The 15,056-nt window shown below is 64.2% G+C and carries 15 protein-coding genes; 8 read left to right on the plus strand and 7 right to left on the minus strand.

Translation table 11 applies throughout. From position 1 onward, the window contains the following. Positions 1 to 70: 70 nt before the first annotated feature. The 3 genes from OJ996_RS11070 to OJ996_RS11080 form a co-directional block, all read right to left on the minus strand. Positions 71 to 586, minus strand: a complete 516-nt coding sequence (locus OJ996_RS11070) for a hypothetical protein (protein WP_264513627.1) — start codon at positions 584 to 586, stop codon at positions 71 to 73. Positions 587 to 678: 92 nt separating this feature from the next. Beyond that, on the minus strand, positions 679 to 3,231 hold the full coding sequence (locus OJ996_RS11075) for an ABC transporter permease (RefSeq protein WP_264513628.1): 2,553 nt from the start codon (positions 3,229 to 3,231) through the stop codon (positions 679 to 681). Then, the gene (locus OJ996_RS11080; RefSeq protein WP_264513629.1) at positions 3,218 to 3,955 is read right to left on the minus strand and encodes an ABC transporter ATP-binding protein; all 738 of its coding nucleotides are present in this window, start codon (positions 3,953 to 3,955) and stop codon (positions 3,218 to 3,220) included. The genes OJ996_RS11075 and OJ996_RS11080 overlap by 14 nt, the downstream gene beginning before the upstream one ends. Between OJ996_RS11080 and OJ996_RS11085 the strand changes: the two genes are divergently transcribed. Further along, positions 3,949 to 4,608 carry an arylesterase gene (locus tag OJ996_RS11085; RefSeq protein WP_264513630.1) on the plus strand — a complete coding sequence of 220 codons (660 nt, stop codon included), beginning with the start codon at positions 3,949 to 3,951 and terminating at the stop codon, positions 4,606 to 4,608. The two genes, OJ996_RS11080 and OJ996_RS11085, sit on opposite strands and share 7 nt — an antisense overlap. Here the strand turns inward: OJ996_RS11085 and OJ996_RS11090 are convergent. The 3 genes from OJ996_RS11090 to OJ996_RS11100 all read right to left on the minus strand — a co-directional run bounded on the left by OJ996_RS11090 (position 4,605) and on the right by OJ996_RS11100 (position 5,946). Further along, entirely contained in the window at positions 4,605 to 5,081 is a 477-nt protein-coding gene (locus OJ996_RS11090) for a hypothetical protein (protein ID WP_264513631.1), read from the minus strand. The two genes, OJ996_RS11085 and OJ996_RS11090, sit on opposite strands and share 4 nt — an antisense overlap. Beyond that, the gene (locus OJ996_RS11095; RefSeq protein WP_264513632.1) at positions 5,078 to 5,488 is read right to left on the minus strand and encodes a Minf_1886 family protein; all 411 of its coding nucleotides are present in this window, start codon (positions 5,486 to 5,488) and stop codon (positions 5,078 to 5,080) included. The genes OJ996_RS11090 and OJ996_RS11095 overlap by 4 nt, the downstream gene beginning before the upstream one ends. 146 nt (positions 5,489 to 5,634) lie before the next feature. Continuing rightward, positions 5,635 to 5,946, minus strand: coding sequence for a hypothetical protein (locus OJ996_RS11100; RefSeq protein ID WP_264513633.1), 312 nt, complete (start codon positions 5,944 to 5,946; stop codon positions 5,635 to 5,637). Positions 5,947 to 6,071: 125 nt separating this feature from the next. Here OJ996_RS11100 and OJ996_RS11105 point away from each other — a divergent pair, with 125 nt between their 5' ends. From OJ996_RS11105 to OJ996_RS11120, 4 genes are all read left to right on the plus strand, one after another. Next, positions 6,072 to 6,242 (plus strand): zinc ribbon domain-containing protein, encoded by a 171-nt coding sequence (locus OJ996_RS11105; protein WP_264513634.1) that lies wholly within the window; start codon positions 6,072 to 6,074, stop codon positions 6,240 to 6,242. 27 nt (positions 6,243 to 6,269) lie between these two features. Further along, complete coding sequence (locus OJ996_RS11110; protein WP_264513635.1) at positions 6,270 to 7,274, plus strand: glycosyltransferase; 1,005 nt, start codon at positions 6,270 to 6,272, stop codon at positions 7,272 to 7,274. 108 nt (positions 7,275 to 7,382) lie between these two features. Further along, positions 7,383 to 8,138 (plus strand): SDR family oxidoreductase, encoded by a 756-nt coding sequence (locus OJ996_RS11115; protein WP_345783784.1) that lies wholly within the window; start codon positions 7,383 to 7,385, stop codon positions 8,136 to 8,138. A gap of 29 nt (positions 8,139 to 8,167) precedes the next feature. Continuing rightward, on the plus strand, positions 8,168 to 8,578 hold the full coding sequence (locus OJ996_RS11120; protein ID WP_264513637.1) for a cupin domain-containing protein: 411 nt from the start codon (positions 8,168 to 8,170) through the stop codon (positions 8,576 to 8,578). 87 nt (positions 8,579 to 8,665) lie between these two features. Here the strand turns inward: OJ996_RS11120 and OJ996_RS11125 are convergent, their stop codons facing one another. Next, positions 8,666 to 10,921, minus strand: a complete 2,256-nt coding sequence (locus tag OJ996_RS11125) for a DUF6797 domain-containing protein (protein WP_264513638.1) — start codon at positions 10,919 to 10,921, stop codon at positions 8,666 to 8,668. A gap of 318 nt (positions 10,922 to 11,239) precedes the next feature. Between OJ996_RS11125 and OJ996_RS11130 the strand changes: the two genes are divergently transcribed. The 3 genes from OJ996_RS11130 to OJ996_RS11140 all read left to right on the plus strand — a co-directional run bounded on the left by OJ996_RS11130 (position 11,240) and on the right by OJ996_RS11140 (position 14,979). Then, entirely contained in the window at positions 11,240 to 12,445 is a 1,206-nt protein-coding gene (locus tag OJ996_RS11130) for a hypothetical protein (protein WP_264513639.1), read from the plus strand. Between the two features lie 61 nt (positions 12,446 to 12,506). Then, entirely contained in the window at positions 12,507 to 13,715 is a 1,209-nt protein-coding gene (locus tag OJ996_RS11135; RefSeq protein WP_264513640.1) for a hypothetical protein, read from the plus strand. Continuing rightward, positions 13,702 to 14,979: a hypothetical protein gene (locus tag OJ996_RS11140; RefSeq protein WP_264513641.1), complete on the plus strand. Its 1,278-nt coding sequence runs from the start codon at positions 13,702 to 13,704 to the stop codon at positions 14,977 to 14,979. The genes OJ996_RS11135 and OJ996_RS11140 overlap by 14 nt, the downstream gene beginning before the upstream one ends. The last annotated feature ends 77 nt before the right edge of the window (positions 14,980 to 15,056 follow it).

Consider the following 15,056-nt stretch of genomic DNA (forward strand, 5'->3'; position numbering starts at 1 on the left):
AGCCAGCCATGGTGTCGGACATCGGGCCGGAGCCTTGAAATGGGATCTCGCAGGCAGGCTGCGGGAAAACTCAGGACGGAAGGGCCAGGCCAGTCTCGATGCCGGGGACGAAGTCCGCGATGCGGTTGGCCCGGGCGCTGAAGTTGCCGGCGATTTCCTCGACGATCACTTGGGACGGGAAGAAGCCGTAGCTGGTCTCGCGCCACTCGGTCCAGGAGCGCATGGGCTCGTCCCAGATGCGGTGGGACTTGTAAGAGACATGGGCGAGGTAGCGGCGGGTCACGCCCTTGGCGCGATCTTCTTCGGACAGCGGGGCTGCCACGATCTCGCGGATCGTGAGTCCCTTCAGCTCGATGGCCGTTTCGTAGCCGCCGAGGTGGTGGGTGGAGCGGGCGACATCGCCGATCATGGCGACGCTGGCTCCGAGGAGTTTCTTGCTAGCCGCCAGCACTGCTTCGGTCTCGAGGCAGTGGAGGTTCGGCGAGGAGGTGATGACGACATCGGAGCTGCGCTTGAGAGGCACGGCTGCCGTGGTGGAGGACGCGATTACCGAGAAGTTGAGGGCGGTGAAGAGCGTGGGGGTCATGTCGGGAGCATGTCAGATGGCTGATTTTGCACCACTCCGGGATCGCGTCTACGCGATCGCGCGATCCCCGGAACCCCCTGAGGATACCCCACTTAGATCCCGCTGCGGAGGATCTCCAAGGGAGGGTGATTGCAGACGCCACGGCTGAGCAGGAGACCACCAATCACGGAAAGACCGATGGTGCTTCCGAATGCGGCCATCAAAATCCCGAGGTCAGGCCACGGATCGGCCTTGAAGACATAGATCGCGAGCCCGGCATTCGCAGCCACGGCGAGGGTGATGCCGGTGAGCGCGGAGAGCAGGCCGAGCGCGGTGTATTCGATGGTGAGGATGGCGCGGACCTGCTTGGCGGAAGCACCGAGCGTTCGCAGCAGCACGCTCTCCCGCAGGCGGAGGTCGCGGCCATTCAGCAGGGTGCCGATCAGGATCGGCACGCCGGCCAATACGGTGAAGCCAGCCAGCACGGAGACCACCGCGGAGATCTTGCCGAGGATGTCCTGCACCGTTTCGAGGATCAACGTGAGGTCGATGGCCGTTACGTTCGCGAAGGGGCCGACCAAGGCGCGCTGCAACTCGCCGGACTGGGAAGGATTGGCGGTCTTGGTGGTGACGACATGGAAGCCCGGAGCGTCCTCCAGCACGCCCGGCGGGAAGACCATGAAGAAGTTCAGGTTGAAGCGGCTCCAGTCCACCTTGCGCAGGCTGGTGATCTTCGCTGGGATCGAGGCCCCCTGGACATCGAGCACGATCTCGTCGCCGATCGAGAGCCCCATATCCGTGGCGATCTTTTCCTCCAGCGAGAGCGGGACAGGGCTGCCATCGGTGGGGGCGGACTTGTGCCATTCCCCGGCGGTCAGGGTCTCGGTGGGATTCAGGTAGTCGCGGTAGGTGGAGCGGAACTCGCGCCGGGACACCCAGCGGGGAATGCCCTTCGCGTCGCGAACGGGCACGCCGCGGACGGATTCGATGCGCATGGTGACCATCGGTGCGGCTTCGAGCAGCGGCAGGCTCTGCTGGGCCAGCACATCCTTCACGCCTTGCACCTGGTCCGGTTGGACATCGACCAGATAGATGTTCGGGCTCTGCGCGGACTGGGTGATATCGAGGCGCTTGTTGATCAGGCTGCCGGTGAGCAGGATCGTGACGAGGAGGAAGGTGCCGAGCCCGAGCGAGAGCAGGAAGAGCAGGGTCTGGTTGCGCGGGCGATGGAGATTCGAGATGCCCTGCCGCAGGAGATAGGGCCATGCCGGGCTCACCGACTTGCGGGTCACGAGGATCAGCAGCTTGGCGACCAAGGCGAGCACCACGAAGGCGACGCCCAAGCCACCGACCAAGGCGAGGGCCCGTTTCCAATCCGAGTCATTGTTGAAGGCGAGCAGCACCAGCAGGCCGCCGAGGAGCAGGTAGAGGGGAATCGCGCGCAGAGGGCGACCTTCAAGCGTCGCACCGCTGCGCAGCGTGGCCGCCGGGGAGATCCGGCGGATCTTCAGCAAGGGGAGCAAGGCGAAGCCGCAGCAGACGGCAAAGCCCGCGGCGGTGGTCTGCGCGACCACCTTCCACTCGGGGCTCGGGCTCACCTCCAGCGGGAGCTGGTCTTGGAAGGCGAGCAGCACGCCGGTCTGCAGTGCGATACCTAGCAGGGCTCCGGCGATCGCGCCGATCAGCCCCAAGGCCCCGGCTTGGGCAAAGTAGATCGCGCAGGCAAGATGGCGCGGGCAGCCGAGGCAACGCAGGATCGCGATGGTCGGGACACGGCGGCTGACGTGGGCATGCACGGCACCGGCCACGCCGATGGCACCGAGCACGAGCGAGGCGAGCGCGATGATGCCGAGGAAGCGCTGGAAGTTATCGAGCGCATCGCCGAGATTCTCGCGGCGGTCTTCCGGTGTTTCGAGCCGCCAAGGCGTGTTGTTGAAATCCGCGCGGATCTTCGCCTTGGCCGCCTCGGCAGAACTGCCCGGCGGGAGCTCGAGGTGCACGGCATGCGAGCTCATGCTGTTCGTGCCGAGCAGACCGGTCTTCATCACATCGGACAGCCGCACATAGGCCTCCGGGGCGAAGCCGCTGAAGCGGCTGGAACGGGGCGCGGGCTTGTTGACCACGCCGAGGATCGTCAGGCGGATGCTGCCCAGCTCGACGGTATCGCCGGGGCGGGCTTGGAACTGGTCGAGAAGCGCTTGCTCGACCAGGATTCCCTGCTCGGCTTGGAGCTGTTGCCAGGCCTCCGGAGGTGTGGTTTCCACCTTGCCGTAGAAGGGATAGGCGCCTTCGATGCCCCGGATCTGTAGCAGACGCGCGGAGCCGTTCGGGAACTTCACCATCGAGGGGAAGCTGATCTCCCGGCTGGTGCTCGCGGCCATGCCTTGCAGCCGCTGGTATTCCTCATCGGTGAAGGCCCGGCGCGAGGTGATCTGGACATCCGAGCCGAGCAGGGCCTTGGCCTGCGTGGCGATGCCGTTTTCCACGCTGGCCTTGAGCGAGTGGATCGCGACCAGCGCGGCGATGCCCGAAACGATCGCGAGCGAGAAAATGGCGAGCCGGAGCCGCTGCGAGCGACTGTCGCGCCATGCCATCCGCCAGGTCCACGGGTGGAACAGGGCGGTGATAAGATTGCCCGGCAGGAACTTGGGCTCAGAGGCTGGCATGGATCTCCTCCGAAATGATGCTCCCGCCGCTCATCTTCACCACCCGGTGCGCCTTCGCCGCGAGGGCGGGGTCGTGGGTGACCAATACCAAGGAGGTGCCGGCCTCGCGATTGAGGCGGAAGAGCATCTCTACGATCGGCCCTGCGGTGTCCGCGTCGAGGTTGCCGGTCGGTTCGTCGGCGAAGAGGATCTTGGGCCGGTGGATGAAGGCGCGGGCCAGGGCCACACGCTGCTGCTCGCCGCCGGAGAGTTGGAGCGGATAGTGATCGAGCCGGTCCTTAAGGCCGACTTGGGCGAGGAGTTCGGCCGCTTCTTTCTCGCGACCCGTTTCACCGCGGAGCTCCAAGGGGACGAGCACGTTCTCGATCGCGGTGAGCGTGGGGATGAGTTGGAAGCTCTGGAAGACGAAGCCGACGAGGCGGTTCCGCAGGGCCGCGCGTTGGTCGTGGCTCAGGGTCTCCAAGGCGGTGCCATTGAGCAGAACCGAGCCGCTGGTGGCGTCGTCGAGCCCGGCGCAGAGGCCGAGCAGGGTGGTCTTGCCGCTGCCGGAAGGCCCGATGATCGCGCAGCTATCGCCCTCCTCGAGGGCGAAGTTGACGTCCTTCAGCACCGTGAGCTCGTGGGTGTGGGTGCGGTGAATCTTTTTCAGATTCCGCACTTCAAGGATGGGTCGTTTGACAGGGTCGGGCTCGTGATTCAGGCTGGAGGGCGAAAAGGATGACATCTTGGAAAGGCTTACTCGTGCTTCTGTTGGTGACCGTCGGCGCACTATTCTCCGCAAGCGCGCAGAATGCAAATGGCGGGAAAATGCGGATCGTGATTCTCGGTGACAGCATCACCGCCGGATACGGTCTGGACCCGCAGGAAGCGTACCCGGCGCTGCTTCAACAGAAGATCGATGCCGCCGCTCTGCCCTACACCGTATCGAATGCCGGGGTGAGCGGGGATACTACCGCGGGTGGACTGCGGAGGATCACCTGGGCGCTTGGCAAAGAGGGGGCGGATGTTCTGGTCATCGCCTTGGGCGGGAATGACGGGTTGCGCGGGATCGCGCCGGAGCAGACCGAGAAGAACCTGCAGGGGATCGTGGACAAGGCGCGGGAGAAGAATTCCGAAATGAAGATCGTGATCGCGGCGATGCAGATGCCGGACAACATGGGCGCGGAATTCACGAGCAAGTTCCGCGAGGTCTTCCCGAAGGTGGCCACTGAGAAAAAGGCCGGTCTCGTGCCTTTCCTGCTGGAGGGCGTGGGCGGGGTGGACGATTTGAACCAAGCCGACCGGATCCACCCGACCGCCGAGGGCCAGAAGAAGGTAGCCGATAACGTGTGGAAAACGCTCGAGCCGGTGCTGAAGGTGGACAAGCCGGTGCCCTAGCCCTGCGAGGCCATGATGCTGCGCCAGACGAAACGGGCGCGGGCTGAGTTTTCAAGTGCCGCCAGCACGGCCGGGTGCTCGGCGTGACCGTGTTGGATCAAAGCTACGGCACTCTCGAAGGCGATGTCCTGCGGGCCTTCCAGGCAGGCGACCAAGGGCGGGATGCTGGCATCCTCCAAGGACTCCAAAGCGGCCAAGGCAGCGGCGGCAAAAGCCGCTGCGGGACCATTCAGTTCCGCGCGTAAGAATGCTTCCAAGGGCTTGGCATGCATGCCAAGAGCCTTGGTGAGGGCGAGCGCGCTGCTGAGATTAGGCGGGAGCTCGCGGTATGGCACGCCAAACTCGTTCTTGGCCTCGCCGCCAAGCAGTGCTGCCAAGACGGGGATCGCCTCCTCGCCCATGCCAAGCAACTCCTTCTGGGCTGCCCACATGGTCGCCCGGTCGCTCAGCCTCTCGTAGAGATCCGGACTCAAAGTGCCATCGCCTGCTCGCGCAGCTTCTTGGGCTGGAAGGGCAGGATGAAGGCGTCGTCGAAGTCGAAGGCACCGACGAAGTCCTCGCGGGTGTCGCTCTCCTGACGACCGAACATCTGCTCCTCGATGAGGTGGAAGACCATCTCGCCGATGTCCTTGCTTTCGCGCAGGCCCCACTCGGTCATCAGGGTGGCGGCCATCGGGCCGAACTCCTGGATCGCGAGGTCACGGAAGCCTTCGCAAAGCTCGACTCCGGAGACATGCCGACCTTCACCGTTGTTGGTATCCGCCGCCCGTTTCAGGGTGAAATCGAGCGCCTCCTTCAGAAAAAGGTAGGCAAGGGGATCGTAGCGCTTGTCGCGCTTGAGAATCGATTCGACTGCTTGCTCGAACTGGAGGGCCTTCATCCGCCACGGAGAATGCCTGTTGGAAAGCCGCTCGTCAAAGCTGTTAGCGGGATATACGGGAATCACCCCATTCCCGCCGGGACGGGGATCGGTTAGTGGGCCGGGTCCCGGGTAGGGACCGGGCCTGAAATCCGGTCGCCGTGCGCTTACTCTTCGCGGAGCTTGTCAGCGGCGTTGTCAAGAGCGTCGGCGGCCTTGTCCTTGGCGTCTTCGCCGGCGGCTTTCACCTTGTCGGCGGCGTCGGCCCCGGCCGCCTTGGCATCGGCAGCGGCGTTCTTGACCGCCTTCTCGGCATCCTCGATGCCGGCCTTGGCGTCCTTCTTGGCTTCCTCCATCTTGGCCTCGGCGTCTTTCTTGGCCTGTTCGATTTTGGCCTCTGCATCGGCCTTTTCCTTCTCGCTACAGGCTGAGAAGGCGAGAGGAAGTGCCGCGAGGGCGAGAAGTTGGTGGATCTTCATGGCTGGTATCTTTGGTTTCTTGGGTTACTGGCCCGCCGCTTTGCGGACCGGCAACTGGAGAATCTAACATCATTTTCCCGCGGGTCAAACTGGCGAATTCCTGCGGATTGTAGCAGCTTGGGCGCATGGATACCGTGCTGGTGCAGTGCCCGACCTGTTTCGAGAGCTTCGAGGTGGTGATGCCCTCGCCCGACGAGTTGCCGACGGAGGTGGACTACGACTGCGAGATCTGCTGCCGCCCGATGATCATCGTGTTCGATGAGTCGGGGGCATTTGCCCGGGGTCTCGGAGATTAGTTGAAACTTGCTGATAACCATCGATTCATGCCGAAGATTTCGATCGTCATGCCCTTCCGGAACTCCGCGGCGACGCTGCCGGAGGCGCTGGCGAGCGTGCGGGCCCAGACCTTCAGGGACTGGGAGCTGCTGGCGGTGGATGACCGCTCGACGGATGATTCGGCGGCAATCGTCGCGGCGGTGGCGGCCGGGGACGGGCGGGTGACGCTTCTCGCGAACAAATCCTCCCGCGGGGTGGTGGGTGCTTCGGAGACCGCCGGATGGTCGGCAAAGGGGGCTTGGCTGGCGCGGATGGATTCGGATGACATCAGCCACCCCGAACGGCTGGCGTGGCAGTGGCGGATGACGGAGGAGCGTCCGGAGCTGGATGTGATCGGCTGCGGCGTGGAGATTCTCACCCCGCTCGGCGATGGCATGGCGCGGCATGTGGACTGGGTAAACTCGCTCCAAGGCTCGCGTGAGATCGCGAATGCCCGCTTCATCGAGAACCCCTTGGTGCACCCCAGTGCCCTGATGCGGAAGTCCGCGATTGCGAAGGCCGGCGGCTATCGCGAGGTGCCTTGGGCGGAGGATCACGACCTATGGCTGCGCTTGCTGGAGGGCGGCTCGATCTTCGGCAAGGTTTCGGAAACACTGCTGCAGTGGCGGGATTCCCCGGGACGGCTGACGCGCAACGATCCGCGCTATGGCGATACCTTCCGGAACAAGATGCGGGCGCACTTCCTGGCACGGATGACGCGGGTGAAGGAGAGCGGCGTGGTTGTAGCGGGTGCGGGCCCTATCGGCAAAGCGATCGCGCAGGAGCTGCTGATGCGCGGGATCGCGGTGAAGGGTTTCTTCGAAGTCCACCCGCGTCGGATCGGCGAGAAGATCCACGGCGCGGAGGTGAAGGGGCTCGATGAATTCGGCCAGCAATGGCGCGAGGCGGTGCTGCTTTCGGCGGTGGGGGTGCCAGGCGCGCGGGAAGATATCAGCCGGATGGCGCTGGAGCAGGGTAGGGAGGATGGCGTCGATTTCTGGGCGCTGTGCTGAAAAACCTCTCCTCGGAAGAAATCATCCGATTCGTGTCACACTCCCGGGCCCTGCCTCGTCAGGGCGGTGATGAGTACGAACAACAATGCCTCTGGAAGTGACAGGATCCTGAAGATCGTGGTGATCGGCGGGACCGGGCTGATCGGGAAGAAGGTGGTGAGAAGCCTGCTCGATCTCGGCCATAATGCGATCGCGGCTTCTCCGTCCACCGGGGTGAATACGATCAGCGGTGAAGGCCTCGCGGAAGCGATGGCCGGTGCGGATGTGGTGGTCGATGTGGCGAATGCACCCTTCTTCGAGAATCAGGCGGTGCTCGAGTTCTTCCAGATCGCGGGCAAGAACATCGTGGCGGCGGAGACCGCTGCGGGCGTGAAGCATCACGTGGCGCTCTCGGTGGTGGGCACCGACCGCTTGCCGGATAGCGGCTACTTCCTTGCGAAGCTGGAGCAGGAGAAGGGGATCAAGGAAGGCGGCATTCCGTTCACGATCGTGCGTGCCACCCAGTTCTTCGAGTTCGTCGGGGCTATCGCCCAAGCGGCCACCCGAGAGGATGTGGTGCGGGTCTCGCCGGCGCTCTTCCAGCCGATCGCGGCGGATGACGTGGCAGCGGCGGTGGTGGATGCCGCGCTGGGGGCACCGCTCAATGGCATCAGTGAAGTGGCAGGTCCGGAGAAGATCGGTCTCGCTGCGCTGGTCCGCCGTCATCTGGAGGCGACGGGAGACAAGCGCGAGGTGATCGAGGACCTGCAGGCCGGATACTTCGGCACCTTCGTGGACGACACGTCACTCACCCCCGGAGCAAATCCCCGGCTTGGGTCGATCCGCTACGACGAGTGGTTGAGCCAAGCACTGGCGGCCCGCTGATCCGGAAATTCACCATCTAACAAAACATCATGAAGACCCCAATTCGTATCCACATTCTCGCCCTCGCATCCTTCGGGCTCTCCACCGCGGCGGAAGAGCCGGTGAAGATCACCGAGATCTTCAAGCGCGAGCATCCCGATCAAGCGGACAAGGAGATCCTGGTCAAACGCATCGAGCTCCAGCCCGGCGCAGAAGCTCCGCCGCACGTGCACCCGGGGATGGTGACCGGCTATGTGGAGAGCGGGAAGCTGGAGTTCCAGCTGAAGGGCGGGCCGCTGCTGAAGTTGAAGACGGGCGACACCTTCTTCGAACCGGCGGGGAGCCATCACATGGTGGCGAAGAATCCGGATAACGCGACCAAGACGGTGATCATCGCCTTCGTCGTGAATCCGAAGGGCGCGCCGCTCTCCACACCGCTGGAGAACACCGGATCGCACTGAGGGCTTCCCACCCCGAAACGAAGAAGGCCGGGCAAATGCCCGGCCTTCTTGTGAATGTGAATCCGCTGAAGCGGACGGTTCCGGCGCTTACTTGCCGGCCTTGCGATAGGTGCCGTAGTAGTCGCCCTTGATGACCTCGCCGTCCTTGTCCTCGAGATCCCAGGAGACCTTGAGCTGGTCGGAAGGCTTGTGGCCGTCCAGATCGAGTTCTACGGACTGGCCGTCCTTGGAGAGGCGCGCGGCCTTGATCTCGATCTTGTCGTGGTTGCTGGGGCGGATTTCCTTTTCCAGCGCGACCTTCTCGGCATCGCGGTCGGGCTTGTCCACGGAGAACTCGCCGGAGCCGTATTGCGGGCCGCGCACGTAGTTCCAGCGCTCGGCGCTGTAGCTTTCCAGATCGGCGGCCAGCTCGGCATCCACGGATTGCTCGAAGTGGATGCGCACGCCGGTCTTGGTGAGTTCCACCTTGTCCGGGATCGGCACGGTCACGCCCTTGTTGTAGCGGACGCGCTGGAAGGAGGTCTCGGCTGCGGCATTGGTCTGCCAGCCGCGGAGACCGCAGACGAAGAGCGAGCCATCCTTGTGGAAGCGGGCGCGCATGGCGGAGGAGCCCAGGCTCACCGGCAGCTTCACCACGCCGCCTTGCATGGAGCCATCGGCAGCGGGGGAGAAGAGCACGCGGTAGAGCGCGGATTGACCGTAGGAAAGGTGGATGAGTTCACCCGGCTTCAGGCCGAAGTCCACGCCTTCCGGCACCCAGACCTGGGAGCCGCCGGAGTTGTCCACTTCCATCGGCAGGTAGCAGAGCGGCTCGTGGAAGGGCTTCTTCACATCGTGCTTGCTGGGCTCGGTGCCGAGGAAGACGGGAGCCTGCTTGGGCGTGAAGTAGTTGATCTTGCAGCGCGGCTGCCAGGTGCCTTCGTTCTCGCCGGTGGTGATCTCACCGTTCGGGCCCACGGCCATGCCGCCGGGAGCGCGCAGGCCGGTCGCGATGACCTGATACTTCGAGCCGTCCGGGGAGATCTTCAGGATCGTGCCGTGGTGCGGGTAGATGGTGTCGAAGCCGCGACCACCGCCGCGGACCGGGGAGGCCTTGCAGGTGTAGAAGTTACCGGCCTTGTCGGTTTGCAGTTCGAAAGCGAACTCGTGGAAGTTCGGCGAGACGGCTTCATCGCGGAAGAAGGCTTCGAAGCGGTCGGCTTCGCCGTCCTTGTTCAGGTCGTGCAGCTTGGTGATCTGGTCGCGGCCGTGAACCATCACGACGCCATCGACGACCTTCAGGCCGAGCGGCTCGAAGAGGCCGGAGGCGAAGCGCTTCCAGGTGAACTTGCTCCAGTCGCCCTTCAGGCCGGAGACGGTCCAGACGTCGCCGTTCCAGGTGCAGATCGCGGCGGTGTCTTCATCGATGAAGTCGAAGCCGCTGAAGCGGATGTTCGACTTCCACGGATTGTTCTCCGGCAGGCCGATGCTGTCGGTGACCCAGGCGGCTTCCTTGTCGGAGGAAGTGTTGCCGGTGGTGGTGATGGCGTCCTTCCAGATGCCCTCGCCGCCCTTGGTGTGGGCGGCCAGATCCACGGGCTCGGCCGCGGCGGCCTTGCCACCCTTGGCGTAGGTGATGGTGAAGGTGGTGGGAGCGTTCGCGGCGGAGAGCTTCGCGACCAGGCCTTCCTTGCCCTTCGAGAGGGTCACGCCCTTACCGCCCACGGCGACCGTCACGCCACCGGCCAGCTCGGCCTCGGTGTTGCTCGCGGAAGTGGCTTCGCCACCGGCGATGAAGCTGAGGGCGCCCTTGTGCGGGGCGACCTGGAACTGGCGGGTCACGCCGTTCGGGGCGGAGGCGAAGGATTCGTAGATCAGCGCGCCGTTCACTTCGTAGGCGAGCACGATCTTCTTGCCGTCGCGGTAGTGGCCCTTGAATTTCGCGTGCTCGAGGTTGCCCCAGCCGTGGAGATCCTTGGAGCGCTTGTCGGCGAAGTTGCCGGAATTGTCCGCCCAGCCGGGACCGGCGGCGGTGGTGAAGAAGCCGTTCTCGCCTTCATTGGCGATGCGCACGAGCTTGCCGTGATCGCCGGTCCAAGGGGTGCCGCCCCAGTGGACGAAGCCCTTGTAGATGGACACGACGCGCAGCGTCTCGGTGTCGAAGAGGGCGTGCATGTCTCCACCCACGTCGATGAGGATGCCCTTGACCGCGGCTGCCTGCTCCTTGCCATCAATTGTCGCGGCGAAGGTGTTGCTCCATGCGGGGCCGATTTGCATTTCCTCGAACCACTTCTGCCCGTAAGCGGGCACAGCGGTGGCGAGGGCCAAGGTGGTCAGGATGGTGCGCATGGATGCGTGATTCATGATTTCTCTTCGATGGGGTGCCGGTGGGCGTGCCTTATACGCAACAGAACGGGGGGTAGGTTTACACAAAATCGTGTCTGTTTTTTATAAGGAATGCGTTTGAAAGACGGGGCTGAGGATCGTGCCGGGAGCGAGTCCGGGCCGGAACCCGTGTTTGAATCGCCCCCCCGCCGGTGAAACTCTCCTCCCGCTGACGGACTGAGAGCGTTCCGGCGGCCCGGTTCTTTCTTAGATAACGCGTCAGGTCCACGGGCAAATGTGCCGCGGGATCGAAAAGCCGGGTAACGAAACGGCCCTTTTTGGATATATCGGTCTAACATGTTTTCCCGGAAATACCTCCTGCTTTCCGCTGCCGGGATCCTCGGGGCCGCCATTTGGATCGGCTACCGCGCGGAGTGCCGGGTGATGGATTCGGCGGGGAACAAGCCGCTCACGGTGCAGTCCGTGGTGCGGCGGGTCACGGCACCTAGGGAGCAGATCGCACGGATCGACCGGCTCAACCGCCTGCGCCACACGGCAGGTCGCAGCCAGCCGAGCCCGCGGGAGAAGGCCGAGGCATGGCAGATCATCCGCGAGATGAGGCTGGAGGATGTGAAGGCCAGCCTGGCGGAGATCCCCCCGGAGTCCGTATATCCGGCGAACCGGATGCTGGTGGAGATGCTCTTCAGCCGCTGGGCGCAGCTCGATCCGGAAGAGGCGGCACGAACCGCGATGGAGCCTCCCTATAAGGAGCAATTCGCGCCGATCCGGGCGGTGGCCGCGCAGTGGGGCTCGCGTGATCCGATCGCGGCCCTGCGTTGGGCGGGGACGCATCCTACGCCCGGCGTGGCAACGAATCTGATCAGCGAATCCGCCGGCAGAAGTCTGGCGATGCAGAATGCGGAGACCGCGATCCAGACCGTGGCGACGGAATTTCCTTATGCGCTGTATGCGGTCGTCGAGACCTTGTCCCGCCGCGGCGACGTGGGTGATGAGGTCCGACGGAGGCATCTGGCCGCACTTCGTAAGAACGGCAGCTTGGTTTCGACCTATCTCGAAGGCTTGATCAACCGCTCCACGGTGCAGGATCCGGAGAAGCGGGAGAAGATGATTGCCTTGGCGGAAAGCGCCGGAATCGGAGGCGAGCTCATCCAGGAGTTCCGCATGGATATCGAGCGCCGCAGCCAGATCACGGACTACACGCAGATGACGGAGGGCCTGCTCGGGCCGGGGAGTTCCGCCGCTTTGGAAACGCAGCGGGATCGCTATCGCCAATGGGTTTCCATCGATTCGGAAAAGGCGCTCGCCTGGGTGCAGAAGTCCGGGCGCGAGGACCTGATCGTGGAGCAGGTCAAAAGCCGTGCCGGGGAGATGCTCCTCTCGTCGTGGCAGCCCGGCGATAGCTCCGCCTCCTTTTGGGAGACGAACGTGCGGGGTCAATACGAGGCCTGGAGCAAGCACGATGCCGCTGCGGCGGAAGCCTGGCTGCAGACCATGCCGCTGGACATGCGCCAATTCCTCACGTCCCATGATGCCCGTCGCTGAACGGAGTGAATTCCTGATAGCTTGGAGCCGGTCATTCTGATAAGCGATGCGTTGATCTAACATGCTCTCCCGGAAAAAACTCCTGCTGCTCTCCGCCGGCATTCTCGTCGCCGCCACTTGGATCGGCTACCGGGCGGAGTGCCGGGTGATGGATTCCGCCGGGAACAAGCCACTGACGGTGCAGTCCGTGGTGCGGCGGGTCACCGCGCCCAAGGAGCGACGGCAGACGCTGGACCGGATCAATGAGATCCGCCATCTGGTAGGACGCTTGGAGGCGAGCCCGCGGGAGGCGGCGGAGGCATGGGAGATCATCCGCGCGCTCGGGATCGAGGATGTGCAGGCCTGTCTGGCCGAGATCCCGCAGAAGCCGCAGCGTCATGTGAATGCCATGATCACCCAGATGCTCTTCCAGCGCTGGGGCCAGCTCGATCCCCAGGCGGCGGCGGAGGTGGCATCCAAGCCGCCTTACGATCAGGATTACTCGGTGATGCTCGCGATCGGGATTTCCTGGGCGGAGCGCGATGTGGAGGCCGCGCTGCGTTGGGGGAAGAGCCAGCCGGATAATACGGCGCAGAACATGATCGGGCTCACGGCGGGTCGCCTGCTGGTTCGTCAGGATCCGGAGAAGGCTTTGAGCCGGGCCTTGGCGGAGTTTCCCTTCGCCACCCACGGGGTCATCTCCGGACTGGTGTCGGAGACGGCCAACAAGGAGGAAGCCCGCCGCAAGGTCGTCACCGAACTGGCCGCCTTGGAGGAGAAGCGCTATCTGCGGAGCTACCTGTCCCAACTGGGCTGGTTCGTGGATGATAAGCCGGAGGTCCTGACGGCCTTGGTGAAAGACCTCGAGCAGGCGGGCTTGCCTGAGGCGGAGTTGAAGGAGTTCACGCAGCGCATGGAGCAACGCGTCCGCCACGGCGATTGGGAGAGATCGATCACGAATACCTTCGGCCCGGACTCGACGGCCAGCGCGGAGGAGAAGCAGCGGCTCTTCTCAAACTGGGCGACCAACCAGCCGGACAAGGCCCTCGCCTGGGCAAAAAAGCAGGGCAATCTGGAGACGCTGGCGGAGAGCGTGAGAAGGAACTCGAATAACTTGCTGCGCTCGAATTGGCAACCGGCATCCACGCCGAGCATGAACCCCTGGGAGAAGGGGATCGTGGACCAATTCCAAGCCTGGCGGGAGAGGGACACCAGCGCCGCCGACCAGTGGCTGCAGACGATGCCTTCCGATATCCGCCAACACCTTTCCCAAGATCATGCCACGCATTAAGACACTGCTCAAAGGCGGCCTGATGATCGCGCTGCTCGGCCTGCTGGCCTATGGCGGCAAGAAGGCGGGGCAGCAGATCGCGCGCTCCGGGATCATCGCGCGGCCCGTGCCGAAGGCGAAGGCCACGGCGGGCGCGGACACGTCGACACCGAGCCGGACCACCAGCGAGCCGGCACGCGAGGGCGTGGCCGCATCCGCGCTCAAGCGCCTGGAAGCGCTGGCGAGCGGCAGCCCGAACTACACCATCGACTGGGAGGCGCAGATGCAGATGGATGCGATCATCGCCAAGCTCAATGCCGCGGAACTGGCCGAGGTCTTCGCCGGATTGAAGGCAGGGCCCACACTCTACATCTTGGGAGAGAAGGTGGGGGTGGCGTGGATGGCCAAGGACCCGGATGCCGCGCTGCGGGCCGCTCTGGTGAAGACGCCGGATGGACGCGGGAGCTTCGCACACAGGATCTTCGCCGCATGGTCGGCCGATGAACCCCGGGCCGCGATCGAGTGGCTGAACACCGCAACGCTGCCGGAGAAGCCCGCGGATCTGGCGGAGAGTCTCCGCGGCGGAGCGGTGATCGGATTGGTGGAGCGGGACTTCGAGCTCGCGACCACGGAGTTCCTCAAGATGAAGGAGAACAAGATGGGCGACCACGGCTTCAGGGACCCGATGGGCGTATGGGGACATCTGTATGCGGATGATCCGGCGATGCGCGAGCGTCTCGTCGCCTTCGCGAAGACCACGGGCCGCCCGGAGGATTACGCGGCGCTGAACCAGAGCCTGCTCAAGCAGTGGCCGCAGGAGGATGCCATGGGGATGATGACCTACATGTACGAGCTCCGGGACTATCTGGAATCCGGAGCCGTGGCAGGGGAGAAGAGCCCGCAGGTGGATGGCACCGCCGTGGCCGCCGCGATCTACCGCGAGTATGATCGCCCGGCGCTGGAGTGGTGGATGGAGCGCTATGCCGATAGCCGCGAGACCTCGGCACCGATGCGCGATGCGATGTCCGGCTGGACGAACAAGTATCCGGAGAAAGTGCTGCAGTGGTTCGAGGAACAGCCGCCTTCCGCACAGCGGGATGCACTGGCCTCCGCCACCATCCCCACGCTGGGCAGGAACGGGAAATTCGAGGAGGCGGCGCGCGCGGTGGAGATGATCCAGGACCCCGCCAACCGTCAGGCCGCGGCGGAGCGTCTGGAGATCTTCTGGAAGGATAAGGACGCCGCCGCTGCCGCCGCATGGCGTGCCGGCTTGAACCAGCAGTGAGCATCTGTTAGACGAGCGTGTCCTGTCTTTTGTGATTACCGGATAGCCTTTTGAAGCCATCGCGGAGGATACGGACA

Origin of the sequence: Luteolibacter rhizosphaerae (genome assembly GCF_025950095.1) — a bacterium.
Classification (GTDB): Bacteria; Verrucomicrobiota; Verrucomicrobiia; order Verrucomicrobiales; family Akkermansiaceae; genus Haloferula; species Haloferula rhizosphaerae.

Excerpts from the sequence above, each read along its gene's own strand:
- OJ996_RS11110 (WP_264513635.1), top strand. The coding sequence starts at position 6,270 with ATGCCGAAGATTTCGATCGTCATGCCCTTCCGGAACTCCGCGGCGACG.
- OJ996_RS11080 (WP_264513629.1), bottom strand. The coding sequence starts at position 3,955 with ATGTCATCCTTTTCGCCCTCCAGCCTGAATCACGAGCCCGACCCTGTC.
- OJ996_RS11125 (WP_264513638.1), bottom strand. The coding sequence starts at position 10,921 with ATGAATCACGCATCCATGCGCACCATCCTGACCACCTTGGCCCTCGCC.
- OJ996_RS11095 (WP_264513632.1), bottom strand. The coding sequence starts at position 5,488 with ATGAAGGCCCTCCAGTTCGAGCAAGCAGTCGAATCGATTCTCAAGCGC.
- OJ996_RS11075 (WP_264513628.1), bottom strand. The coding sequence starts at position 3,231 with ATGCCAGCCTCTGAGCCCAAGTTCCTGCCGGGCAATCTTATCACCGCC.
- OJ996_RS11105 (WP_264513634.1), top strand. The coding sequence starts at position 6,072 with ATGGATACCGTGCTGGTGCAGTGCCCGACCTGTTTCGAGAGCTTCGAG.
- OJ996_RS11135 (WP_264513640.1), top strand. The coding sequence starts at position 12,507 with ATGCTCTCCCGGAAAAAACTCCTGCTGCTCTCCGCCGGCATTCTCGTC.
- OJ996_RS11120 (WP_264513637.1), top strand. The coding sequence starts at position 8,168 with ATGAAGACCCCAATTCGTATCCACATTCTCGCCCTCGCATCCTTCGGG.
- OJ996_RS11100 (WP_264513633.1), bottom strand. The coding sequence starts at position 5,946 with ATGAAGATCCACCAACTTCTCGCCCTCGCGGCACTTCCTCTCGCCTTC.
- OJ996_RS11130 (WP_264513639.1), top strand. The coding sequence starts at position 11,240 with ATGTTTTCCCGGAAATACCTCCTGCTTTCCGCTGCCGGGATCCTCGGG.
- OJ996_RS11085 (WP_264513630.1), top strand. The coding sequence starts at position 3,949 with ATGACATCTTGGAAAGGCTTACTCGTGCTTCTGTTGGTGACCGTCGGC.
- OJ996_RS11070 (WP_264513627.1), bottom strand. The coding sequence starts at position 586 with ATGACCCCCACGCTCTTCACCGCCCTCAACTTCTCGGTAATCGCGTCC.
- OJ996_RS11140 (WP_264513641.1), top strand. The coding sequence starts at position 13,702 with ATGCCACGCATTAAGACACTGCTCAAAGGCGGCCTGATGATCGCGCTG.